The sequence below is a fragment of the Leptotrichia hongkongensis genome (assembly GCF_041538065.1).
Lineage (GTDB): Bacteria > Fusobacteriota > Fusobacteriia > Fusobacteriales > Leptotrichiaceae > Leptotrichia > Leptotrichia hongkongensis.
In genome coordinates this window covers 36,901-62,250 of the sequence record NZ_JBGORW010000010.1, presented here as the reverse complement: position 1 = coordinate 62,250, position 25,350 = coordinate 36,901, and the positions used below count along the sequence as shown (strand labels likewise).

The window sequence follows — 25,350 nt, the reverse complement described above, 5'->3', positions numbered from 1 at the left end:
TTTTTGGAAATATATAGTAAAACTAGTTTAAAACAGAACTCAAAAATTATGACTATTTTACTCAAACCCTAAATTATATAATTTCTATCAGTTTAACTTTAAATGGGTTCGAGTATAAATTGATAGATATCAATACATTTGAAAAGTTCTAAAAGAATATAATTCATTAGCCATAATAAATTTTTACTGATTAAATTTGAAATGATATCAGTTATAATATTATTACTCAAAGAAAAAAATATATATATATAAACATTTTTATAAGAGCTATGTTGTATAATTAGTTATCATTTAGAAGTAGTATGCTTTTAAAATGATAAATATTTATTTGTAGAGAAAAATCGCAAAGGAGATTTTTAGAAAAGAAAGGTGATTGACTATGAAAAAGACATTAATTGGTTTATTTTTAGTTTTAGGAGCAGCTTCATTCGCAGATGCTGGAAAAATTGAAGCAAAAGGTGGATTAGATTTAGGTGGTAAATACCATTATGGACAAAACTACAAAAATCAAAAAACTAAAAACAGTTCTGGAGAAATTGGAGTTGAGTATAGAAACGAAGTAGTTCCAGGATTAGAATTAGGAGGAGGGACTGCATTCCAATTCCACAAAGATTTAAAAGATAAAGTTTCAGGACAAAACTTGAAAAACTATAATTCAATACCTGTATATGGAACAGCTAAATATACATTTGATACACAAACTACTGTTAAACCTTATGTTAAAGGTGACTTAGGATATTCATTCAATAATGGAGATCATGATTATGGTAGATTAGGTAAATATAAAGCAGAAGGTGGACTTTACTACGGTGTAGGTGGAGGAATCAACGTCAACAACGTAAATGTGGAACTTATGTATAAAGAAAATAAAGGTAAATATGAATACGAAGGACCTTTAGGTGTTAAATCTAAATATAATGCTAACTACGGAAGAGTATCTCTTGGTGTAGGTTATGATTTCAATTTAGGAAATTAATATTTAGTAAATAAAAAATAGATAGTATTTTTGCTACCACGATATGTGGTAGTTTTTTTTTGAAAAAATAATTAGATAAACAAAATATTTTTTTATCAAAATTAATATTGGTTTATATTAAGAATTTTGGTAATCGTGTAGATTTTATTTTTATTGATTTTATTAAAAAAAAGTTTGAGCATACAATAAATTTTTAAAAATAATTTCATTTCTTTACCCTTTTATGATATAATATTAGACATAAGTAAGTGAAAGTTTGTTTTAGATTAATAGTAATAGTATTTTATTTGATATTTATTATATGTTTTTCTAACAATGCTTTGACGATGCAAAGAATTTAAGAGAGAAAGGATGATGAGAGTATGAAAAAAATATTTCTGATGATGTTATTAGTCACGGCATTTATTGTTGGCTGTGGGAAAAAATCAACTGATGGAAATGTTATAAAAATAGGAGTTATTGCACCGCTTACTGGAAATTATGCACAATACGGAACTGCAGTAAAAGAAGGTGTTGAACTTAAAGTTGATGCCATTAATAATGCAGGTGGAATTAATGGAAAAAAAATTGAGCTTGTCATTGCGGATAGCAAAGGAGACGTTCAGGAATCAGTGAATGCATTTAAAAAAATGGTTTCACAGGATAAAGTGAGTGTTGTAATTGGAGAAGTTGTATCAGCTACATCACAAGCTATTTCAGGACTTGCACAGCAAGCAAAAGTACCTTTGATTTCAGCAACTGCTACAAGTCTTGATGTCACAAAAGGAAAAGATTATGTATTTAGAACTACATTTACAGATCCTTATCAAGGAACTGCTACTGCAAAATATGCAAAAGCTAAAGGTGTAAAATCAATTGCAATTTTAACAAATTCTTCAAATGATTATTCTGTAGGAATTGCAAACGCATTTAAAGAACAAGCTAAAAAAGATGGAATAACTATTACTGAAGAAAAATATACAAATGATGATAAAGATTTTAAAGCGATTTTAACAAAAGTAAAAGGACAAAATCCACAAGCTATCTTCATACCTGATTATTACAATACAATTGGATTAATTATTTCTCAAGCAAAAGATTTGGGAATAACAGCTCAATATTTTGGTGGAGATGGATGGGACGGAATTCAGACTAACTTTGGAGCAGTTGCAGAAGGAGCAATTTTTGCAAGCCAATTTTCTCCAGAAGATAAAGCTGAAAATGTTCAGAAATTTATGAAAGATTACCAAGCTAAGTTCCATAAAGAACCAATAATGTTTGCCGCACTTGGATATGACACAGTGGAAATTGTGGAAGCTGCATTGAAATCAGCAAAAGATTTGACAGGGCCATCTATAAAAGAAGCTATGAATGGAGTTAGTGGAATTGATCTTATAACTGGAAAATTAAAATTTGATGCAGATAGAAATCCTGAAAAAGCAGTTACATTTATTGAGGTAAAGGGTGGAAAACTTACATTAAAAGAAAAATTTTAATTTAAAAAAAATAAAATAAATTAATTATAAAAATATAGCAGAGGAGAACAACAATGAAAAAAATATTATTTTTAGTTTCATTATTGGCATTATTTGTGCTAAGCTGTGGAGCAAAAGCATCTAAGGACAAGAATGTTATAAAAGTTGGTGTTATAGGAGCATTAACTGGAAATGTGGCACAATATGGAACAAGTACAATAAACGGATTTAAATTGAAAGTAAAAGAAATAAATGCCGCTGGTGGAATTAATGGTAAAAAAATTGAAATTGTAGAAGCAGACAGTAAAGGTGATGTACAGGAAGCAATTAATGCATTTAAAAAAATGGTTTCACAAGACAAAATTGACATCTTTGTAGGAGAAGTTACATCTGGACCATCTCTTGCAATTGCACCGCTTGCACAACAAGCTAAAATTCCTATGATTACAGCAACTGGAACTGCATTTGATATTACAAAAGGAAAAGATTATGTATTTAGAACTACATTTACAGATCCTTATCAAGGTGTTGTTGTTGCAAAATATGCAAAATCAAAAGGACGTAAAAATGTTACAGTTTTAACAAATACAGGAAGTGATTATTCTGTAGGGCTTGCAAATGCATTTAAGGAACAAGCTAAAAAAGAAGGAATTCAAGTAAAAGAAGAACAATATACTGCTGATGACAAAGACTTTAGAGCATTACTTACAAAAGTAAAAGGATATAATCCTGAAGTAATTTTCGTACCTGATTACTACAACACAATTGGATTAATCTTGACACAAGCAAAAGAACTTGGAATAAACGCTCAATTTATGGGTGGAGATGGATGGGATGGAATCCAGACTAACTTTGGAAAAGTTGCAAATGGAGCAGTTTTCGCAAGTCAGTTTGCACCAGACGATCCTGATCAAAATGTACAAAAATTCATTGCTGCATACAAAAATGAATATAAAATAGATCCAATTATTTTCGCTGCTTTAGGATATGATACAGGAACTATTTTAGAAACAGCATTAAAAAATGTTTCTGACTTGTCTTCAAAAGATGCTATAAGAGAAGCAATCAAAAAATTTGACGGTACTTTAGTTACTGGTTCATTAAAATTTGATGCAGAAAGAAATCCTGAGAAAAAAGTTACATTTATTGAAGTGAAAGACGGAAAACTTACATTGAAGGAAAAATTCTAGAAATAATATAGAAAATAATAATTATTATAAAGTTCGGTTGTTAGGAGAAGTTTTTTTCTTCTAACACTCTGGAACTTTTTTTATCTAAAAAGAAGAAATTAATTTGGGTAAATATACGTAAGCAGCTTTAAGATTATACTAATTTTTTGAATACAAATAAGGAGTATAGTTTTAAGGTTGCCTAAGTATATGAGTAGAAAATAAACGTATGAGTAAAAAGTATGAGGAGTTTTTAAATATGTTAAAGAGCTTTATTGAACAGACTATTAACGGACTGCAGACTGGAAGCATTTATGCCCTTATTGCGTTGGGATATACAATGGTTTATGGTATCGTTAAACTTATAAATTTTGCACATGGAGATATACTTATGGTGGGAGCTTATGCTACACTTATCGCTGTGTCAAATGGAATGCCATTAATACTGGCTATTGTTTTATCAATTATTTTATGTTCTATTATGGGAGTTGTAATTGATTTTTTTGCATATCGTCCAATTAGAAATGCACCTAAAATTTCGGCACTTATTACAGCAATTGGAATGAGCTTTTTGCTAGAAAGTTTGGCACTTATAATATTTGGAGCAAATCCAAAAGTTATTGATCAGAAATATATACCAGCATTTTTATCAAACAACAACAAGATTAATTTAGGATTTTTAAGCATCAGTATGCTTACAATATTTGTAATTGTAGTTACTTCAATTTGTATGATTGCCCTAAATTTATTTATTAAAAATACAAAATTAGGAAAAGCAACAAGAGCAGTTTCGCAGGATACAGGAGCTGCACAGCTTATGGGAATTAATGTAAATAAGACTATTGCCATAACATTTGCAATTGGATCAGGGCTTGGTGCATTGGGTGGAGCATTGTATGCGATTGTTTATCCGCAAATTGAGCCATATATGGGAATGCTGCCAGGATTGAAGGCATTTATTGCGGCTGTATTTGGAGGAATTGGAAGTATTCCAGGAGCTATGGTTGGTGGATATGTCTTAGGACTTCTTGAAGCATATGTAAAAGGCTCATCGCTTACAACTTGGGCAAATCCTATTGTATTTGGTGTACTGATATTAATATTAATTTTTAGACCAAATGGGCTATTTGGAAAGAATATGAAGGAAAAAGTATAATTTGAAAGGAGGAAAATGGGAAATATGGAAAAAACTAATAAAGATGTAAAAGCAAAAAATATAGATAGTGCAGAAAAAAAGCATAAAGAAACAAAAGAATATAAATGGCAAAATTTGAACTATTTTAACAAATTAAAAGTAAAAAATTATGTTGTTACATTTATTTCAATAATTGCACTTTATATCGTCTTAAGCTTTACTTTTGATCCAAATGATGCTTTCAGTTATACAAAAGGAATATATATAAACATATTAATTTTTGTTTTATTTGCAGTAAGCTTAAACATAACAGTTGGGCTTATGGGACAGCTTAATTTGGGGCAAGCTGGATTTATTGCAATTGGTGGATATTCAGCGGCATTTATTTCAAAAATACTCGTAAATTATAATTTACCGCCATTTTTACAGTTAATACTGGTATCATTGTTTGGAGGGATGGTTGCGGCTGTATTTGGATTTCTTGTTGGTGGAAGTACGCTAAGGTTAAGAGGGGATTATCTTGCAATTATTACTTTAGCATTTGGAGAAATTGTAAAATATATTATTCAAAATCTGGACTTTTTAGGTGGAGCAACTGGACTTAACAATATTCCAACAATTCTAGATTTTTCAAATACATATTTCATTGTAGTTATCTCGATTATTATAATCGCAATGGCAATGACTTCTCGAAAAGGGAAAGAGATTCTGTCAATTAGAGAAGATGAAATTGCGGCAGAAAATATAGGAATCGGCTTAAATCGTGTAAAACTTTATGGATTTGCTTTTTCAGCATTTTTTGCTGGAGTTGGAGGATCGTTATTTGCTCATAATATTGGAATTTTGACACCAGATAAATTTGGATTTTTATTCTCAATAGAAATTCTTGTTATGGTAGTGTTAGGTGGACTTGGAAGTATTACGGGAGCGATTATCGCTGCAACGATTTTGACACTTCTAAATGAAAGATTGAGAGATGTTTCGCAGTTTAGATACTTAGTTTATGCAATTATATTGATTTCATTAATGATTTTCCGTCCAAAAGGAATTTTTGGTACGAAGGAATTTACATTTGCAGGAACAAAGAGAAGAATTAATAAACTTAGAAATTATAGAAATAACAAGAATTAAAAAAATGAAAAGTTAGAATTAAATATTTTTGATAAATATAAAAATGAAGTAAAATAGGAGATAAAATATGTCATTATTAAAAACGACAGATTTGGGAATATCTTTTGGAGGTCTAAGAGCTGTTGATAATGTTAATATTGAAATTAAGGAAGGTGAGCTAGTTGGATTAATTGGTCCAAATGGAGCTGGAAAAACAACAATATTTAACTTGCTGACAGGTGTTTACAAACCTACTGACGGAGATATTTCTATAAATCAGATTAGTATAAATAAAAAAACTACTCCACAGATAGTTGCTTTGGGAGTTGCCAGAACATTTCAAAATATAAGACTGTTTAAGGAATTAACAGTGCTTGACAATGTAAAGCTGGCACTTAACAGCAGTATGAAATATAATACTTTTGAAGCGATTTTTAGACTTCCTAGATTTTGGAAGGAAGAAAAGGAAATAACAGATAAGGCACTTGATTTACTGGATATTTTTGATATGGCTGAAATGGCAAATATTACAGCTGGAAACTTGTCTTATGGACAGCAAAGAAAATTGGAGATAGCAAGAGCTTTGGCAACAAATCCCAAATTATTGCTATTGGATGAACCAGCAGCAGGAATGAATCCAAACGAAACAAAAGAGCTAATGAACACAATCAGCTTTATAAGAAATAAATTTAAAATTGCAATCCTGCTAATCGAGCATGATATGGACTTAGTAATGGGAATTTGTGAAAGACTTTATGTGCTAAATTTTGGGAGAATTATTGCTTCAGGTCTTCCTGATGAGATTCAAAATAATAAGGAAGTTATTGCAGCTTATTTAGGAGAATAAAATTTAAGAAGAAATTAAATAAAATTAGCAAAAAGGAGGAAAAGTGAATATTTTAAATGTAAATGATTTAAATGTATATTATGGCGGAATTCACGCTATAAAAAACATTTCATTTCAGATAAAAAAAGGTGAAATCGTTTCTCTAATTGGTGCAAATGGTGCAGGAAAAACATCTACACTTCACGCTATTTCAGGGCTTGTACCAATAAAATCGGGAGAAATTTCCCTAAGTGGGGAAAATGTAACTAACATTGATGCTTACAAGCTTGTCAGCCGTGGAATGGCACATGTTCCAGAAGGACGTAGAATCTTTACAGAATTAACTGTACTGGAAAATTTGGAAATGGGAGCATTTACAAGAAATGATACAGATCAAATAAAAAAAGATATGGAGCATATGTTCTCACTGTTTCCACGACTTGCTGAACGTAAAAAACAGATGGCAGGAACAATGAGTGGAGGAGAACAGCAAATGCTAGCAATGGCAAGAGCCTTAATGTCAAATCCTTCACTATTATTGCTAGATGAGCCGTCAATGGGACTAGCACCGTTATTAGTGCAGGAAATTTTTAACATAATTGTAAGAATTAATAAAGAAGAAAACGTAACTGTGCTGTTAGTGGAACAAAATGCCAATATGGCACTATCAATTGCAGACAGAGGCTACGTTCTGGAAACTGGAAAAATAATTCTGGAAGGAACAGGGAAGGAACTGCTTACAAATCCTGAAATTAAGAAGGCTTATCTTGGAGGATAAAAATAAAAAAATTAGAATATTTGTTTTTGAAAACTGTCTTGAAAAGTTTTTTGGCTTTTTGGGATGGTTTTTTTGTTTTGGGGAAGTTTTAGAGAAGAAAAAAACTGGGAGAAATCCCAGTTAAAAAATTTATTATTGTTTTAATTTAACAGCATATATCCTTCTGAATTCATTGCAGCTTCTATTTCAGGAATGCTGTAATATTTTTCATAGTTATTTTTATCATCCAATTTATTATCATCATATGAAATGATATTGCCATTTTTATCTAGAATAATTTTTTTTACTGTAACCGCTAAAATTTCTTCTCCAGCAGAAACAGAGCCGTAAAAATATTTTAAAGTCAAGTGTCCGCTATCGTCTTTTTTGTAATAAATATTTGGCAATGCTGAGTATGTAGACAAATCAACGACATTATAGAAAGCCATGTTGTCATAGGTATTTTCGAGCCTGGCTTGAGAAAGTTTTGTTACAAATGCCTTTAAATTTTTTACTTCATTAACTTCTTTTGCGATTTTTGGAAGATTTTCTATTTTTATTTTTACTTTTGTATTTTTAGGGCGAATTTTTAATTTTTTGGCTAAATCCTTATTATATGTGAAATTCACTGTTACTGTGTCTCCATTTTTAAACTGCTTGTCTTTAGGATAGTCAATGCTAATTTCTCCATTATCTAGAAATTCCATTTCTTTTTGTGCTTTCTTATTATTATTCGCTTCCTCTTTTATCTTGTAATAGTAGTCGTATTTTGTCTCCCATGATATTGACGCATTTTCTGAATCTCCAGTGACTCTGACAGCATAAGCTTTGCTAAAATCGACATTATCTAAAAATATATAATTCACGCCAATATTGTAAAGTACCAATGCTCCTACGATTACAGCCGCTATAATTCCAATTTTTTTCTTTTGTCCTGAATCCATCTTGTTGTATTTTTCTTTGGCAGTTTGGATTCCTGCTTGTACATCCGCCATTTCAAAGTCCTTGCTTTTAAATGCCTTGAAATAGTTTGTTGTTGTAGAAATAACTGCTAGAATTAGGAACAGCACTGAAAAGAATATCCATAGTTTCGGATTTGGATTTGGTATTTCCTGCTGATTGCTCATCATTGACATTCCAGCTGCAAGTGGATTTTTTACTATATTCATATATTTATCCACTTTTACAATTTCTAGAATTCCGATTAATGCGACTCCAACTGCTGATAAATAATTTATTTTTGTAAAATTGCTTGTCAAATTTCCCTTTTTCATTTTTAAATATGACAGAACAAGCACGATTATTAATAGAATTGTTCCAAATTTAAAGATGTTATGAACATTTGAAATAGTTTGAAAAATATTCAGCATGGATGTTCCAGCATCTCCAAGAGCCCCTAGTCCTCCCATCAAATCTGAACCGGAAGAGGCTTTTTCTACCTTTTTAATTTGCATGTAGAACATAAGCCCTTTGAATGCTAGCCACAGTATTCCAGCTAAGATTGCAGCACTTAATCCAAAAATACTTTTTAAAAAAAGTTTATTTTGGTTGTTGTCCTTTGAAAGAATATTGTCGAGAAATCCCTGAGACTGGTTGTTATTAGAGTTTGTATTATTTTCTTCATTTTTTATATTATTCTGATTTTCCATTTTTCCTCCTTATATTTCAGTTTTTTGATTACATACTCAAACCTATTTTAACTTAAACTGCTAAAATTATATAAATTTATTGTTTGAGTAAAATAGTCATAGCTTTTGAGTTTAGTTTTAAATAAGTTTTACTATATTATTTTTCTCGTTCCTTAATTATGAGAGCAAATCTTTTTTCTTCTGGATTTAATATTTCATCGGAATCATATATTCCATTATACCAGCTTTTTTGAGAAAAGTAGCTTGAATATTTAGGATTTTTAAATTTATATCCTTTCTTGGCAAAAAGTGTATTCCTTATATAGCCTAATTTCTCTTTTGAAAACGTATTTAATATTGCCAAATTATTTTTATGCATTACTTCATCGTAAACTCGGTCTAATGTTGCTAAATCGTCATCATTCTGATTTGTTCCAGATTGATTTTGTTGAGGTGCCGTATTTGGTACAACTGTTGCATTAGGGTCTGCTGGCTGTCCTGAAGTTGGTGTTGAAGTCCCAGGTTTTCCAAGCTGGTACATTATTCTATCTAATTTTTCAATTCCTTCTTCGTTTATAAATCCAGTCGATTTCTCAGCAGGTTTCAAGTAAAGTGCTTCCAAAAGTCTTTTTTCAACTAAGACTTCAGATTTGTCAGCTTTAGAGTCTAGTTTATACTTCTCTTCCGTAACTTGCCCTTCTGAATATGAATAGATGATTTTATAAAAAGAACCGTTTTCCTTAACAATTCCGCTCACACTGTTGCTTAAAACTGTAATATTATCTGCTTTTTTGCCATTAACTTCTATTTTTCCAGTACTGTTAGCTATATTAAAGATGTATGAATTTTTTCCATACGAAGTACGAACTTCAGCTACTTTTTTTCCATAGGATGTATCATTTTTTTCGTATATAAATTCTGTTGTAATTCCATTTTTTATTTGTGAAAAACTTAAAATAATATTATTTTGGAAAACATCTTTTCTTTTAAATCCGCTCATTTTGTAATTTATTTCAGATTCTCCTTCCAGTTTACCATTTTTTACAAAAAAATATCCACTTTCATAAAATGTATCAAACGTAATTTTTCCTGTGAATGGAGTACCTTGATATAAAATAAAATCATTGTCAATCTTAAAGTCTGTTAAGTTAAGTGCAACTGTAGGGCCTTGCGGATTTTGAGGCTTTACATAGGCAGCTGTTTGATTTGAAGTATTATTTTTATTTTTTGTGTTACCATTTTCTTTATTTGAACAAGATGCCATAAATGCCAAGATAAGAATTGCTATTGATAACTTTTTCATATTTTCTTATATTTCCTTTCTTTAAAATTTTTTATTGAAAAACAATTTAATTATTGTTATGGAATAACCAGTCTAAATATAATTTTGTATTCTTTTCTGTAGTTGAATCAAGTCTTTTCGCATTTTTAGACTTTAACAGAGTATTTAATTCACTTTCTGAAAGGACTTGATAACGGTCTCTCTCATATTTTTTTCCATTTTTTATTTCTGTTCCAGGAAACATTCCTGCAAACATAATGTTAATATTATATGAAGTTGTTGTAGGTATATTTTCTTTTCTCTGGCTTTTTATAACATATTGTTTTGTTGTTGTATAAGTTAAAATAGGATAGCCTTCTTTGTCGTAAGATTTTATTTCTTCAAAAGGTATATAGGCAATTTTATATTTATTTCCGATGGGAAGAACACTAATGAAATAATGATGCTTTTCCCATTTAGTATATTCACCATCAAAATCAGCTGGATCTTCTCCCAAAAACCAGTCTTTCTGATTTGAGATGTAAAATTGAGCTTTTGGCAATAAGAAACTGTCAGTTTCCTGTTCCGTTATTTCTGCAAAAGCAAAAGTTCCTAAAATAAGCATTAACATTAAAATAAGTTTTTTCATGATTTAGTTCTCCTTTATTTTCAAATTTTTTAAATAACTTTGTACCAGTATTTAGTTTTTTTGTTATTTAATTAATAATTTTATATTATAAAGTACAAGGAATTAGGTCATTTCCTTTTTATATTATACTTAAAACTCTTTATTTTATAACTCTTCCTTGAATTATAAAATTTTTTATATTATATCACATAAAATATCAAAATTAATTATTATTTTATTATAAATATAAAGTTATAATTAAATAAAAGTGATTAAATACGATAAAATAAGGGTTTGAAATAATTAATTATAAAGATAAATTTTTATTAAAATCCTTGAAATCAAAGATATTCATAAAGATACAGTATAGAAAGAAACTGGGATTTCTCCCAGCTTATTGTTTAATTTTTCAGGTTATTTGCTGTGTTAGATTCAAAACTTTTAATATGTCCATTTAACATCGCCTTGTAATATATGTGCTACATTAGAATATGGATAGATTAAGTAGCCTTTTAAATCTTGCATATTTTCTTTTGAAATAAGTTTTGTAATTTCATTGTATGTCTTGACAGTTTCTTTTTCAAACTGATCTGGCTTCATATTTTCTAGTTCTTTTACCATTTGGTCATATTCTTCTCGATGGTCTCCAGTTGCATATCTTGATTTATATGTAAGTAATAATTTGTAGGTTTTTAGTACCAAAAGAGGATATATTGCTTTATCATTTATTATCAAGTTTTGTTTTTCTTCTTTTCTGGATTCTTCAAAAGCTTCAAATTTTTCCTTTACATTTCCTGCGTTTATTTCACAGCCGATAGTGGCATGTATTTTAAGAAATCTGTCATAGTTTACATCAAATGAGTCAGTATTTCCAGAAGGACCTCCTGCACTGCTGTAATATTCTCCTAACATCTGATTTAATTCATCGGGATTAAGACATTGCGACTCATCTACCTTTACTTTTTTTCCACAGGATACGGTAAATAATGCCAGTAATATAAATAAAGTTACAATTTTTTTCATATTTTAAATTATTCCTTTCCGTTATTTATAGATTTTTTGTATTTCCTCTATTTTTTTAATTTTATAAATTTATTTTTTTTAATATGTTTGTACTGGTTTAAAAACTTTAAATTTTTGTAAATCGCAATCGCCTGCTATTTTTTCAAAAAAAATTGTAGTATTATTTTCATATATATTAAATTCGATTATTGGATAAACGTATAAGTTGTAGTCTGTCTGGTTGCTGCAAAACCAAAATGTCCCTTTTTCAGGATCGGTAAAAAATATTCCAACTTCGCCTTTGTTATTCCAGTTAAAGATATTTTCCTTTGGAACGGGCAATTTATCTGTTCTTCTTTTCAACTCTCTCATTATTATTAAACCTTCAATTTCAAACCATCCTTTAAAAATGAAAAAAATAATAACAGAATAAATACCAACCATTATCATCAGTTCATTCATTGCTTTTCCAAAAAACATACTCAGAATTAATGCCCTTATGACAAAAATAGCAATAAAGATATATTTTACTAAATAACATAGTTTTATGTAACTGTATTCGTTAGATTTCATATTAATCTCCTTCATTGTTGATTTTTTTACATAAAAATATTAAAAGTTAAAATTTTTATGAAATACACGATAATATAGAATACTATAAAAACTAAATTTTCGTGATTATCTTGCTTGATGACTCATTATTTGTTCAAGTAAAGCCTTATTTTCTTGAACAGTCTTTGATGTATTTAAATAATTAAAGATTGAAATTATTGCAAAAATTGGTCCAAAAATAAGGGCTATTCCTAATTTCATTAGCAATAGTTTTCCTAATCCTTCCATAGAGACTGGTACGTATGGACTTGGTGCATTTTTTGAAGCAAATAAGCCTATTGGAGCACTTCCAAACCATATAGCCAGAAGCAATGCCCCTTCAAAATTCTTCCCAACAAATGAGAAAAATACGACAGCTGCTATGATTCCACCTACAATGTAAACCATTTTTAATTTTGATAAATATTTTTCCTGATAGGCAATTAAATTACTAAAGCAGTCAGGACAGTACATTTCTCCTCTTATATCTACTGTACAGTCGGTACAGATCGCCTTGTTACAGTTTTTACATATAACATGGGCATCTTTATCATGATGATAAAAACATTTCATTATTTTTCCTCCTTTTGATAATTATTTTCTAAGTATTATCATGTATTTTACAAAAATTTTAACTTTTAAAATTTTGCTTTTTTAGTTTTTAGATATTTTAGATAGATAGTATTCCAGATTGGCATCCAAGTATTCTTTTGCCGCATTTACACGTTGCATATCGGCAGTGGTGTCTTTTCCAGGGTTTTTGTCTGGATGAAATTCTTTTGCCTTTACTCTGTGTGCCTTTTTTATAGTTTGAAGAGTTAGTTCGCCACTTGAATCAAGCCCAAGAACTTTCAGATTCTCTTCAAATTTTTCAATTATATCTTCGGCTGAATAATGAGTGCTGTACCCTTGCTGATTCTGCTGTTCTTGCCATTTTTGCTGGTATTTTTCGTATTCTTTTTGGTACCATTCGTTGAACCAGTTTTCATACTCCTGATATATTTTTTCATCTTCTTTTTCTTCTTCAAAAAATTTTCCAAACATTTCTGGAAGTTTAAAGCTTAATGTCTCTACGAAAAATGCAACTCCCAGCAAAATAGCTACTATAACCAGAAAATTCCAAAAGAAGCTCCAGTTATGAACAAAAAAACTTATAAGAGCTGTTATTGCAAGAGGGATTAAAAGAAGAAATACTAAAATTGCACTGGTAAATGATACAAAAGTTAGAATAGAATTTATTACAAATTGTGTAATTCTGACAGCTTGCTTATTCATATTTTATTTCCTTTCTTCAAATTTTTTGCTATAAATATATCCTTATTTTATTTCATCAGTAAACGGAAGTTTTTTATATTCTATCATTTCAAACCCAAAATAATTTTTTACAGTTCTACTCTTATGTCCAATATTTTCAAATAGATAATCAGATGTTTTTGGGAATCCCCAGCCTCTTAAGTCTATTTGAAGATTTTTTTCAAAATCCAGCTTTATGCCTGGATGTATGTATGTTTTGTGATTAGATTTCAATTTTTTATTTAAAAATTTATTTGAATCTACAGTATCATTTTTTCCCCAAGTGTACCCTAAAGCAACATCTTTATACTCTGTTCCATTGATATTACAAGTATCGTAAAATCTAAAATGTTCTCCTGTGGCATTTCCAAAATCTCCACCTATACTAGAAAATCCAGTACAGTAGCTCCCTTTTTTCACAGTAATTTGTTGTCCGAATGCAAAACTTCCAATTAACAGTCCTGCTAATAATAATTTTTTCATTGTTTTCACTTCCTTTTTTATTTAAAAATTTGATTTCTTTTTTTAATTCTTTCCTTAATTTCTTCTGCTTCTGAATCTGAAATAATTCGTTCATGTGGCTGAACATTTCCGCTATATCGCTGTCTTTCGTAAGTATGGATATCGATATCATCGTGTACTTCTCTAACTCTGTTTACTGCAACATTTCCAATGAAGTTTCCGATTCCCAGCACTTTAAATACTAAATAACCTGCTATAAATAGAGCAATTAACGGTATTGCAAATAATACAAGTATCCCTATTCCGATTAGTTTTAAAATTAGTAAGATGTATTGCTTTGTAGTAGTATTTTCTTCTCTGGCAATATTATCTTTGGAAGTTAGATATTTTTTGTTCAATACAGCAAAAGTAATTGCTCCAGTTATAAATTGTACAGCTGTTGCAATTCTAGAAATCGTAATTTCAGTTGGATGACTATAATTAAACAGGCTAAGAATGTAAAATATACCTTTTAGTATAAGGAATAAAGCAGCTCCTGCAATTGTTCCTGCCACCAATCCTAATAGCCAGTATGATAAAAGATATGTAATCCATACTTTTCCTTTTGTTACTCCTTCGAGAGGCTTACGTCTTATAGATAGGACTATAATGAGAATATGCAGTATAATAGAAGCCAAAAATATGAGTTTCAATGTTAATGATGAAGAATCGTTAAAAATTTGAATAATTTGTGACATTGACTTTTCTTCCTTTCTTTAAATATTTTGTTTTATCTTATTTCGCATACTGATCTCTCATACTTGGAGGAATTTTATCAGGATTTTTTCTAAAATATTCTTCTCGAACTTTTTTATAATTGGTAGGTGCAGGGCGGTTGGGATAGTTTGCTAAATCGTGAAAGCTAAATCTTTCCATATTCATTGCATCTTTCTTTTTTCCGCTTTTTTTAGATGTTGATGTGGTTCTTGCTTTTTTAATTCTTCTGTTCTTTTTAGAAGTTTTGTTTGCTGAAAAAGCAAATAGAGATGTTGCCAGCATAAATAATAATATAGTTTTTTTCATAAATTTTTCCTTCTTTCTTTTATTATAATTTTTTGTTATAGAATAATTTAATTAGTATTATGCAATATCCAATCTAGCCAGGCTTTCGTATTCTTTTCTGTAGCAGGATCAAGTCTTTTGGCATTTTTAGATTTTAATAAAGCATTTAATTCACTTTCTGAAAGAATTTGATAATTATCTCTTTCATATTTTTTTCCATTTTTTATTTCTGTACCAGTACGCATACCTATAAACATAATATTATAATTGTATGAAGATGCTGCGGGTATTTTCTCATTTTTTCTACTTTTTACAACATATCCTGTTGTTGTTGTATAAGTTAATGTAGGATACCCTTCTTTATCATAAGAAGTAACTTCTTCAAAAGGAGTATAGGCAATTTTATATTTTTTCCCAACTGGAAGAACATAGATAAAATAATTATGTTTTTCCCATTTAGTATTTTCTCCCTCGAAATCATCTGGATATTGTCCAAAGAACCAGTCTTTCTGATTTGAAATATAAACCTGTGTTTTAGGAGAAAAAAAGTTGTCAGTGTCTTGCTCTGTTATTGTGGCAAAAGCGAAACTTGCTAAAACAAGCATTAACATTAAGATAATTTTTTTCATAATTAGGTCTCCTTTATTTTTTTATTTATATTATTATTAATTTTTTTGTGTAATAACAGGATTTTTTAAAAAGTTCCTTGTTTCCTTAGGATTTTTATTTTGTTTTTCTACAAATTCTAACTTACTTTCAGATGGAATTTTACAATTTGTTTGAAAATATTTTACTATAAAATCTGCATTGTTTAACTCAGTGTATTTTTTTGATATTTTTTTAGCATCTTTAGAAACTTTTAATAGATATAAACCTATTGTATTTTCCAATGGCTGTCCTTCGAAGATGTAATATTGAAGAAACAAAGTTCCAATTGTAGCACAATATTTTTTCTTTCCAAAGTAATCAACACTTTCCCTGTAAGATTCTTCGGTTATACCTTTGACATTCAAGTCCTTTAGCATTTGAAAATAATAATCTCTATCTTCAACATCAACTTTATAAGTGGTATCTTGTGCAATAAATCCTAAAAATTTATCAACCTTTGTTGAACTTGAAACAATATTATCTTTATAAACTCCTTCTTTTATAAGCCGTCCTTTATTATTATAAATTTGAAATTCACCATTTTTAGTAAATACAGTGTTCCAAATCAAAACTCGGTCTTTATCTACTTCTTCATATCTTGCTTGACTTTTTTCGATAACTTCTATATTTCCATCTCTAGTATGAGTTGTCATTATTCCTTGATTTCCAGATGTTTGAGTATATGTAAATAAAAAACTTCCGTCATTGCTATATTTTTTATAAAGATTAACTTTTCCATTTTTGTAAGTTGTTGTTGTTTCTAGCTGTCCATTATCATAATAAGATACGGCTTCTCCTTCTCTTTTTCCATTTTTCCAATTTTCCTGTACTCTTAATTGTCCATTGTCATAAAAAATATAAATTTTTCCATCAGAAAGTCCATTTTTCATTGTATAAAGTCCAATAACTCTTCCTTGAAGATAAACAACTCCAACTCCAGTAAAATTTTTTATAGGCATGTATGGTCTTCTATTTCTCAATTCAAAGTTACTTATCCTACTTGTTTCAATATCTTTGAGTTCCTTATAGTTGCTCAATCTTGAAAGTCCTTTTATTGTGTCTAATTTTATTCCAAAAGAAATTGTACTTGTGAATAAAAGCATAGTTAATACTAATAATTTGATAAGCAGTCTGCTTATTTTCTTCATAAATTACTCCTTTATTTTTCATATATTTGCAAATATCCTGTTTATTTCTTAATTTTTTTATAGAGTATTAAAAATTAACTAGTCTTAACCTAAAATTTATCATTTTGATATCACTCCTTTTCTATGTTGCGAAATTAATTATACTATACCATATTAAAACGATGACTATCCTTTTTTTTTTTTTTGACTTAGAATATTAAATTATATTTAAAGAAATAAAGATATAAAAAATTTATAAATTGGACTTTTCTCTTTATTTCCTGTATAATATTAATATAAAGCAACAGATTTGTAGAAAGGGAAAATTTATGTTACATTTTGCAAATGATTATACGCAAGGGGCCTGTCAAGAGATTTTGGATGCGATTGTTAAGACTAATTTTGAGAATTTGTCTGGATACGGGGCTGATAAATATTGTGAAAGTGCAAAAGCAAAAATTAGGAAAGCTTGTGAAGTGGAAAATGCAGATGTTTATTTCTTAATCGGTGGAACACAGACTAACGCAGTTGTGATAAATTCGATGCTGCAGTCTTATGAAGGGGTGATTGCAGCTGAAACGGGGCATATTAGCGTGCATGAAGCTGGAGCGATTGAATTAACTGGGCATAAAGTTTTGACTTTGCCACATCACAATGGAAAAATCAATGTTAATGAAGTGAAGGGATATTTACAGACATTTTATGCAGATAAAAATCACGAACATATGGTTTTTCCTGGAATGGTTTATATTTCACATCCAACAGAATATGGAACTTTGTATACCAAAAACGAATTAACAGAAATTTCAGAAATTTGTAAAAAATATAAGATTCCGTTATTCTTGGATGGAGCAAGGCTGGCATACGGGCTTATGGCAAAGGATATGGATGTTACACTTCCAGATATTGCACGACTTTGTGATGTTTTTTATTTTGGAGGGACAAAAGCTGGAGCATTACTTGGAGAAGCAGTTATTTTTACCAAAAATAATACACCAAAGAATTTTGTAACAAGAATAAAGCAACATGGGGCATTACTTGCTAAGGGAAGACTGCTTGGAGTACAGTTTGACACATTATTTTCAAATGATTTGTACAAAAGGATTGGAAAATATACTGTAAATTTATCTGAAAAATTAAAAAATATTCTACATAAAAAAAATTACAGATTTTATCTTGAATCACCTACAAATCAGCAATTTATCATAATTGAAAATATAAAAATGGAAGAATTGGCAAAAAAAGTAAGTTTTTCATTCTGGGAAAAATATGATGAAAAACACACAGTGATAAGACTGGCAACAAGCTGGGCAACTACAGAAAAAGATTTGAATGAATTAGAAAAATTATTATAAATAGTGAAAGTGAGAGGATTTTATGAATTACAAATTAATTGCGACTGATATGGATGGAACATTGCTGGATGAGGAACATAATATAACAAAGGAAAACGTTGAGGCGATTATTAAAGTTCAGAAGGAAAAAGGAGTTAAATTTGTGCTTGCGAGTGGTAGACCTAGTTATGCTATGCTCGATTATGCAAAAGAACTTCAAATGGATAAATACGAAGGATATGTGCTAGCATTTAACGGTGGAGAATTAATTGATATGAAGACAAATGAGGTAATTTTTCACGAAGGGCTTGGAAAAAAGGATATTGAAAACGTTTATAAAGTTTCAAAGGAGATAAATGTTCCAATGATTTTATACGTTGGAGATACGATTTATGGAACTGAAGCAACAGATGGAGTAATGTATGAAGCCGATCAATGCAAGATGAAATTTCAAAAATTCGATACACTTGAAGACTTGGAGAAAAAAGGAATTGATAAAACTACAAAATGTATGATTATTGGAAAGCCAGAAGAAGTATTAATAGCTGAAGAACACATGAATAAAGTTCACGGAAACGATTATTTTATCGCCATTTCAAAACCAATCTTCCTAGAAATTGCCAACAAAAATGTGGATAAAGGAAAAACATTAAAAAAATTGGGAGAAATTGAAAATATAAAGCCAGAAGAAATGATTGCGGTTGGTGATAGCGGGAATGATAAGCCATTGCTGGAGTACGTGGGAATGCCTGTGGCTGTAGAAAATGCAATTCCTGAAATTAAGGAAATAGCTAAATTTATTTCGACATCAAATGTGGAGCATGGATTGAAAACTACGATTGAGGAGTTTTTTGAATTTTAAAACTATAAAATTTGTACAGGAATTATTGGGAAAAAAGTCGAAAAATCATATATACTTTTAGTGTAAGGAGGGAAAATATATGATTAAGGCATTTAATGAAACGATGAAATATATCGAAGAAACCTTGACTGACAGAATTGACGAGAGAAAGATTGCATTGCTTTCTGGGTATTCGTATCCGCTGTTTAGCAGAATGTTTTCAATTATGGTGGATTATCCGTTAAGTGAGTATGTTCGCTTTAGAAAGTTGAGCTGTGCTGCGATAGATTTACGTGAAAGCGATGAAAAGATAATAGAAATAGCCTTTAAATACGGCTATGAATCTCAAGATTCATTTTCCTTGGCATTCAAAAAATTTCATGGGCACACGCCAAAGGAAGTCAGAAAAGGAAGTGCATTTCAAATTTTTTCTCCTATAAGATTATCTTTAAGTATTGAAGGAGGAAAAAATATGGACATCAAAGTTATGAAAAAATCGGCTTTTAAAATAGCAGGCTTAGCAGAAAGAATTGAAGAAGGCGGTAATTTTCCTAATGTTTGGGATAAACTTTTTAAAAAAGTATCTCCAGAAAAATTAGAAAATTTAGGAAATGGACAAAGTTATGGAGCTTGCTATGAAATTGAGAAAAATGAAAATTGTGAAAGCAAGTTTACTGTAAATTATATGGCTGGATACGATATTCAAAATGTTACCGAAGCAAACGATTTGGGACTTAATATACTTGAAGTTCCAGAAGCTGAATATGCTGTAGTAAAATTGAAGGGAATTGTTCCAAATTGCATTCATGAAGGATGGAAATATGTGACAGGGACATTTTTCCCGGAACAAGGTTACAGACATGCTGAGACACCTGATTTTGAAGTTTATGGTGAAGGGAATATGTATAGTCCTGACTATGAAATGGAACTTTGGGTTCCGATAGTAAAAGAAAAAATATAATAATATAAGAAAATATTTATTAATCAAAATATCTAAAAAATAATTTAATTGAATGATTATAAATTAGTTATTAAATATCCCCATTATAAAAATATATTCCTATTTTTAAATGGGGATTTAGTATTATTATTAATTTTATTCAATAAGTTCTAAAAATTTTGTAAAATATCAAAAAAGTTAAAAATCACACTTTTCACATTTACATTGCTTCTAATACTGTTTTTCAAATTTATCAATTTTTTCAATTCGTCTGCATCTAGAGAATGTTTTACATTTATAATAATTTTTGAAAGGAAATTTATCAGAAATTCCTTTTCCTTTTTTAGTTCATTTTCGATTTCATTTATAAAAAAATATACGTTTTCAATATCCCAGAAACGTATTCGCTGTGATAACAATTCGATACTTTTATTATATTTTATAGTCAGATCTAGATTATTTTTTATAACCAGTTCTCCAGTTGTGTAATTTTTCATTTCAAAAATAATTTGTAAAATATCTTCCACAGTGTTAATTTGAAACTGAATATTATCAAGTGAGAGATTTTGTTTTTTAAATTCTAAAATATCGTTTTCATTTCCATCAAAGAAATAGTAGATTTCCTTGCTTACTCCCAGTTCATCGTTATTCATTCCAGATAGATGAAATTTGATTGTACGGGATTTGATTGTGGAAATGATGTTTAATGTTCTTGATAGAAGTATGAAATATACGTTTTGTGGCGGCTCTTCCAAGATTTTTAAAAGTGCGTTTGAAGATTCTTTTCGTAAATTTTCGATTCCGCACAGAATAAATATTTTTTTTGGCGAATTAAAAGAAGATTCTATTGATGAATAGATGATTTCACGTACTTCGTCAATTTTTATGTTTTCATTATTTTTATTTATTATTTCAATGTCAGGATGCTGGAAGTTATCAATAATCCGTTCAATTTTTTCTTTTTCAGCCTCATTCTGCACATTCTTTGTCATAATCATTTTTGAGAACATTAGTGCATAAGAAAGCAAGTCAACTCTCTTATCACCATAAAAGAGGTAACTTGCGCTTATTTTATCTTGATTTATTTCATTTTTAAATTTTTCAGTTATTTCCTGTAATTTCATTTTTTCTCTTTTTCTCTTTTTTTGTTAACAGCAAATATTAATTTTCTCTCATTTGAAGAGTTCTTAATAATTTTTTGTTGTCAAATGCGGCTCCTCCACCTAAAACTACTGAATCTAGTGGATTTGGAGATAAGAATACTTTGATTCCAACTTCTTTTTCCATCATATCAATAAAGTTTTTGATTAATGAACCTCCACCAGTCATTACAATTCCATTATCTAAAATGTCTGCTGCCAATTCAGGAGGACATTTTTCAAGAACTTCTTTTGTAGAGTTTACAATTTGGAATAAAGAATCTTCGATAGCTTCGTAAATTTCGTTTGCGTTGATTTCTACAGTGTTAGGAATACCAGATTCCAAATCTCTACCTTTTATTTCCATAACTTCAGGCGACTGAACTTTTAATGCCGTAGCCATTTCTTTTTTTATTTTTTCAGCAGTTCTGTCTCCGATTAGTAAGTTGTATTTTCTTTTTACATATCTCACGATATCTTCATCAAATCTGTTTCCAGCGATTCTGATTGATTTACTTGCGATAATTTCATCAAGTGAAAGAATTGCAATATCAGTAGAACCTCCACCTATATCAATTACCATGCTTCCTTCAGGTTGTGAAATATTTACGCCTGAACCAATGATAGCGGCTCTTCCTTCTTCAATAATATATATTTTTTTAGCACCTTTTACTGCATCAAACAAGGCTTTTCTTTCTACACTTGTAACTTCAATTGGTACACAAATCATTACTTCTGGCTTGAACAATGAATTTCCATAAATCTTATGAATAAAATATGTAATCATTTCCTTTGTTGAGTCAATATCTGCAATAACTCCATCTTGTAAAGGCTTGATAGCTTCGATGCTGTCAGGAGTTTTTCCTAACATTTCTCTAGCTTCTCTTCCAACTGCAATTAATTTTCCAGTTTTTCTATCTTTTGCAACCACAGATGGTTCGTTCAATACTATTTTTTTCTTTTGCTTATCGTAAATTAATATATTTGCAGTTCCCAAGTCTATTGAGATACTTTTGTTTACTCTAAATATTTTTACAAAATCAAATACGCCCATTTTTCCTCCTATTAAAATTAACTTCTTTAATTATATCATATTTTTCGATAAAAATTTATTATTTTTTGCAATTTTTTTAAATTTTTTGTTATAAATTAAAAATCTTTTGCATTTAACCATTTTAAAATTTCATCATAAATTTCGTGTTTATTTGTTTCATTAAGAGATTCGTGCCTTCCATTCTTATTTTCAAGAATATTTATTCTTCTTTTTTTCTTTCTTAATATATTAAAAATTTTACTGATATATGGAATATCAATCGCTTTGTCATCAGTTCCGTAAATAGCCAATATTTTTGTGTGTTCATCTAATTTTTTGTAATTTTTGTTGATAAATGCCATTGTGGAAAAAATTCCAGAAAAAAACTTTGGTGTTACAGAATAGCCACAAAGTTCGTTATCTTCATATTTTTTATTTTCAATTTCATCTCTTGTCAACCAATCAAATTTTGTTACATTTGGCTCAAAGTATGTATTCCATTTTTCAAAAATTTTGTTAAATGCAGAAACTTTTCTGAAAATAATTCTTTCCAAAAGAGTAGCAATTTTTCCACCGATAACTTCTAATTGAGTTTTTAGAGGGAAAGCTGACAAAATAAAGTATTTGTATTTATTTTTTATTCCCCATTGTATTCCAATAAGAGCTCCCATGCTATGTCCGAGAATCGTTGTATTGCTTGGAGTTGCTCCAACTTTACTTAGAATTTTTGTAAAAAAGTTGTCAATATCTTTAAAAACAGACTTTATACCGCCTTTTCCAAAATCTCCAATTTCACCGTCCTTTAGCTCGCCATGGCTACGAATTTCCATAACAAACACATTATATCCATTAGAAGCCAAAAATTCTGCAAATTCAGCATATCTGTCAATAGGCTCTATCATTCCATGAAATATTACAATATTGTTTTTATATCTTTCTCTTTTTGACTCAAAAAATAAATAAGGAATTTTTTTATTATCAAAACTCTCAAAATACTGCTTTTCCATTATGTTCCTTTCTGAAAAAATATTATCAAATACTTAGTTTTTCAGTAATTTTAAATAAGTATATATTCATTATAATATAATATTATTTTTTTTGCAATTACAAATTTTTGTGTTATCTCCTTTTTTGTAAATTAATTTGAAAAATTTTTGTTAATATTGTAAAATATTTAAAAAACGATTTTTAATATTAGGAGATTAAAAATATGTATGTTTATGATGAGTATCAAATTAAAAGGGAAAAGATAAAAAGATATCTGTTTACTTTGATGAATAGTTTAATGTATGTAGTTATTCCGGTTATAATAGGATTTTTAAAAATTAATAAAAATATTATATCTATTTGGTTAATAGTTATTTTTGGAATTTTAAAGTTTTATTTGGAAACAAAAAAGGATTTTGTGAATGAGTATGAAAAAGAATATGAAGAACTCCAAGATTTTGAGGAAATTTTACGAAAAGAGAAGTTAAAAAAGAAAATTTTTTATTTAAAGATGGGCTGCGTATCAGTTTGTCTAATTGTAATAACTCTAATTAATATAAATATATTTCAGTTGCCAAGTTATGTTAGGGATTTGAAAGAAATTAGAAAAATTATTTCAAATAGCAAGGAACTTTATGTAAATGGGAAAAAGCTTGAAAATACAGGAGATGTAAAAAAATGGATTTTGGGTTCTACAAATTATTTTGAGATTTTGTGGGATTACAAGAGTACAGATAAAGTAGAAGAACCTAAAATAAAGACAACTTTATCCAATGAGAAAGGACAGTATCTGGTAATTGAGAAAAAAGACTACGGATGGAGTTTTTTGAAAATGAAAGAAAATCATTACTACAAGTTAGGTGTTACATACAAAAAAGATGTTGATAGAACAATTGAAATAGAGAAATCTTTGGAACTTATTCCTCAAAATTAGATATTTTAAACAAAAAGAAAGGATATAAATAAAATGAAAAAATTAACGACTATTTTATTATTTTTAGCATTTGGAATTTTTGGAAATGCAGAAAATGTAAGCAGTATTATTTATAAAAAACTGAGTGCAAAAGGGATTAAACGTGAAATTATTGAAGAAACAATTAAACTTGATGAAGAAATTGGCGATGGAATGCTTTTTGAAACTGCGGGTATTGATGGAGCAGAATATTTGGAAAAACTGGAAAATTTGCTTGAAAAGGATAGAAATAATTATATCGTAGCAGGAAAAATCGCTGAAACTTATTTGGCAAGTCTTTACTTGAAAAATATAAAAAATGGAAAAAAATATATGGATATTTTTGAAAAGGCTAATCCAACAGATTATGAAATTTGGAGCATGAAAGTCACTTATTATGGAAATATTGAAGATATAGATGAGAAAAATAAAATTATTAATCAAATAAACAAAAAATATCCAAATTCTTTATTTTTAAAACTTATAAAATTACAGGAAGAAGCCAATGATAATGGCGTAAAAAACTTAAAGCCTGAAATAGATGAAACTCTAAAACTTTTGAGCAATAAAAGTGAAACTGATAAATTTACAATGTCAGATGAAGAAATTTATTCCTACAAGTTAAGTTTACATTTTTTAAATATTCGAAATTTTGTTGAAAAAAATGAATTCCAAAAGGGAATCGATTATTATTTAAATAATATTGCAACACTTTCTGCAAGTAATGAGGTAAAAAACTATAATTTTGGACAGGAAAAATTTTTGTTTATGATGATAACTACAATAAATAATAATATTGAAAACAAAAGCCAAAAGAAAAGAAATGTAGAAAAGCTCAAAAATACAGATATTTTCAGAAAGATTGATAAAAACAGGGAAATTGAATTATAAAAATTTTTAATCAGTATCTTGTAAACTAATAAAGCTTATAAATTGGTTTAGGAACAACCCAAATTTCTAATAGATTATGTTATACTAAACCCCATTTAAATAACGAATTTATTAAAAACTTTTCT

The 25,350-nt window shown here is 29.0% G+C and carries 27 protein-coding genes; 12 read left to right on the top strand and 15 right to left on the bottom strand.

Going from position 1 to position 25,350, the window contains the following annotated elements:
• The first annotated feature begins 379 nt into the window (after positions 1-379).
• From ACEG17_RS08510 to ACEG17_RS08480, 7 genes are all read left to right on the top strand, one after another.
• The gene (locus tag ACEG17_RS08510) at positions 380-976 is read left to right on the top strand and encodes an outer membrane beta-barrel protein (RefSeq protein ID WP_299570395.1); all 597 of its coding nucleotides are present in this window, start codon (positions 380-382) and stop codon (positions 974-976) included.
• A gap of 362 nt (positions 977-1,338) precedes the next feature.
• Complete coding sequence (locus ACEG17_RS08505) at positions 1,339-2,451, top strand: ABC transporter substrate-binding protein (protein WP_372583373.1); 1,113 nt, start codon at positions 1,339-1,341, stop codon at positions 2,449-2,451.
• Between the two features lie 53 nt (positions 2,452-2,504).
• On the top strand, positions 2,505-3,620 hold the full coding sequence (locus ACEG17_RS08500) for an ABC transporter substrate-binding protein (RefSeq protein ID WP_147006271.1): 1,116 nt from the start codon (positions 2,505-2,507) through the stop codon (positions 3,618-3,620).
• Between the two features lie 238 nt (positions 3,621-3,858).
• Positions 3,859-4,755, top strand: coding sequence for a branched-chain amino acid ABC transporter permease (locus ACEG17_RS08495; RefSeq protein WP_372583372.1), 897 nt, complete (start codon positions 3,859-3,861; stop codon positions 4,753-4,755).
• A gap of 24 nt (positions 4,756-4,779) precedes the next feature.
• On the top strand, positions 4,780-5,865 hold the full coding sequence (locus ACEG17_RS08490; RefSeq protein WP_372583382.1) for a branched-chain amino acid ABC transporter permease: 1,086 nt from the start codon (positions 4,780-4,782) through the stop codon (positions 5,863-5,865).
• 67 nt (positions 5,866-5,932) lie between these two features.
• Entirely contained in the window at positions 5,933-6,691 is a 759-nt protein-coding gene (locus tag ACEG17_RS08485; protein ID WP_147006269.1) for an ABC transporter ATP-binding protein, read from the top strand.
• A gap of 43 nt (positions 6,692-6,734) precedes the next feature.
• The gene (locus ACEG17_RS08480; protein WP_443674897.1) at positions 6,735-7,448 is read left to right on the top strand and encodes an ABC transporter ATP-binding protein; all 714 of its coding nucleotides are present in this window, start codon (positions 6,735-6,737) and stop codon (positions 7,446-7,448) included.
• A 140-nt stretch (positions 7,449-7,588) separates the two neighbouring features.
• Here the strand turns inward: ACEG17_RS08480 and ACEG17_RS08475 are convergent, their stop codons facing one another.
• The 12 genes from ACEG17_RS08475 to ACEG17_RS08420 all read right to left on the bottom strand — a co-directional run bounded on the left by ACEG17_RS08475 (position 7,589) and on the right by ACEG17_RS08420 (position 17,129).
• Positions 7,589-9,076: a hypothetical protein gene (locus ACEG17_RS08475; RefSeq protein ID WP_372583371.1), complete on the bottom strand. Its 1,488-nt coding sequence runs from the start codon at positions 9,074-9,076 to the stop codon at positions 7,589-7,591.
• Between the two features lie 136 nt (positions 9,077-9,212).
• The gene (locus ACEG17_RS08470; RefSeq protein ID WP_372583370.1) at positions 9,213-10,358 is read right to left on the bottom strand and encodes a YARHG domain-containing protein; all 1,146 of its coding nucleotides are present in this window, start codon (positions 10,356-10,358) and stop codon (positions 9,213-9,215) included.
• Positions 10,359-10,404: 46 nt separating this feature from the next.
• Complete coding sequence (locus tag ACEG17_RS08465; RefSeq protein WP_372583369.1) at positions 10,405-10,965, bottom strand: hypothetical protein; 561 nt, start codon at positions 10,963-10,965, stop codon at positions 10,405-10,407.
• Positions 10,966-11,385: 420 nt separating this feature from the next.
• Complete coding sequence (locus ACEG17_RS08460; protein ID WP_372583368.1) at positions 11,386-11,967, bottom strand: hypothetical protein; 582 nt, start codon at positions 11,965-11,967, stop codon at positions 11,386-11,388.
• Between the two features lie 78 nt (positions 11,968-12,045).
• Positions 12,046-12,519, bottom strand: coding sequence for a hypothetical protein (locus tag ACEG17_RS08455; RefSeq protein WP_372583367.1), 474 nt, complete (start codon positions 12,517-12,519; stop codon positions 12,046-12,048).
• A 105-nt stretch (positions 12,520-12,624) separates the two neighbouring features.
• A complete protein-coding gene (locus ACEG17_RS08450) occupies positions 12,625-13,110 on the bottom strand; it encodes a B-box zinc finger protein (protein ID WP_006804977.1) in 486 nt (161 codons plus the stop codon).
• An 81-nt stretch (positions 13,111-13,191) separates the two neighbouring features.
• Positions 13,192-13,812: a J domain-containing protein gene (locus tag ACEG17_RS08445; protein WP_372583366.1), complete on the bottom strand. Its 621-nt coding sequence runs from the start codon at positions 13,810-13,812 to the stop codon at positions 13,192-13,194.
• A 42-nt stretch (positions 13,813-13,854) separates the two neighbouring features.
• On the bottom strand, positions 13,855-14,313 hold the full coding sequence (locus ACEG17_RS08440) for a hypothetical protein (RefSeq protein ID WP_372583365.1): 459 nt from the start codon (positions 14,311-14,313) through the stop codon (positions 13,855-13,857).
• A 17-nt stretch (positions 14,314-14,330) separates the two neighbouring features.
• Positions 14,331-15,029 carry a hypothetical protein gene (locus ACEG17_RS08435; protein ID WP_372583364.1) on the bottom strand — a complete coding sequence of 233 codons (699 nt, stop codon included), beginning with the start codon at positions 15,027-15,029 and terminating at the stop codon, positions 14,331-14,333.
• A gap of 37 nt (positions 15,030-15,066) precedes the next feature.
• Positions 15,067-15,354: a hypothetical protein gene (locus tag ACEG17_RS08430; protein ID WP_146959671.1), complete on the bottom strand. Its 288-nt coding sequence runs from the start codon at positions 15,352-15,354 to the stop codon at positions 15,067-15,069.
• Between the two features lie 47 nt (positions 15,355-15,401).
• A complete protein-coding gene (locus tag ACEG17_RS08425; RefSeq protein WP_372583363.1) occupies positions 15,402-15,962 on the bottom strand; it encodes a hypothetical protein in 561 nt (186 codons plus the stop codon).
• 36 nt (positions 15,963-15,998) lie between these two features.
• The gene (locus ACEG17_RS08420; protein WP_372583362.1) at positions 15,999-17,129 is read right to left on the bottom strand and encodes a toxin-antitoxin system YwqK family antitoxin; all 1,131 of its coding nucleotides are present in this window, start codon (positions 17,127-17,129) and stop codon (positions 15,999-16,001) included.
• Positions 17,130-17,437: 308 nt separating this feature from the next.
• Between ACEG17_RS08420 and ACEG17_RS08415 the strand changes: the two genes are divergently transcribed.
• From ACEG17_RS08415 to ACEG17_RS08405, 3 genes are all read left to right on the top strand, one after another.
• Complete coding sequence (locus ACEG17_RS08415; RefSeq protein ID WP_372583361.1) at positions 17,438-18,463, top strand: threonine aldolase family protein; 1,026 nt, start codon at positions 17,438-17,440, stop codon at positions 18,461-18,463.
• A gap of 22 nt (positions 18,464-18,485) precedes the next feature.
• Positions 18,486-19,304: a Cof-type HAD-IIB family hydrolase gene (locus ACEG17_RS08410; protein ID WP_372583360.1), complete on the top strand. Its 819-nt coding sequence runs from the start codon at positions 18,486-18,488 to the stop codon at positions 19,302-19,304.
• A gap of 79 nt (positions 19,305-19,383) precedes the next feature.
• A complete protein-coding gene (locus ACEG17_RS08405) occupies positions 19,384-20,244 on the top strand; it encodes an AraC family transcriptional regulator (protein WP_372583359.1) in 861 nt (286 codons plus the stop codon).
• Between the two features lie 149 nt (positions 20,245-20,393).
• Here ACEG17_RS08405 and ACEG17_RS08400 read toward each other — a convergent pair whose 3' ends face one another.
• From ACEG17_RS08400 to ACEG17_RS08390, 3 genes are all read right to left on the bottom strand, one after another.
• The gene (locus tag ACEG17_RS08400) at positions 20,394-21,347 is read right to left on the bottom strand and encodes a DNA polymerase III delta subunit-related protein (protein ID WP_372583358.1); all 954 of its coding nucleotides are present in this window, start codon (positions 21,345-21,347) and stop codon (positions 20,394-20,396) included.
• Positions 21,348-21,384: 37 nt separating this feature from the next.
• On the bottom strand, positions 21,385-22,416 hold the full coding sequence (locus tag ACEG17_RS08395) for a rod shape-determining protein (protein WP_147006265.1): 1,032 nt from the start codon (positions 22,414-22,416) through the stop codon (positions 21,385-21,387).
• Between the two features lie 95 nt (positions 22,417-22,511).
• The gene (locus tag ACEG17_RS08390) at positions 22,512-23,402 is read right to left on the bottom strand and encodes an alpha/beta fold hydrolase (protein WP_372583357.1); all 891 of its coding nucleotides are present in this window, start codon (positions 23,400-23,402) and stop codon (positions 22,512-22,514) included.
• Between the two features lie 203 nt (positions 23,403-23,605).
• Here ACEG17_RS08390 and ACEG17_RS08385 point away from each other — a divergent pair, with 203 nt between their 5' ends.
• Positions 23,606-24,316, top strand: coding sequence for a hypothetical protein (locus ACEG17_RS08385; protein ID WP_372583356.1), 711 nt, complete (start codon positions 23,606-23,608; stop codon positions 24,314-24,316).
• Between the two features lie 33 nt (positions 24,317-24,349).
• Positions 24,350-25,225, top strand: a complete 876-nt coding sequence (locus tag ACEG17_RS08380; RefSeq protein ID WP_372583355.1) for a hypothetical protein — start codon at positions 24,350-24,352, stop codon at positions 25,223-25,225.
• Positions 25,226-25,350 lie beyond the last annotated feature (125 nt).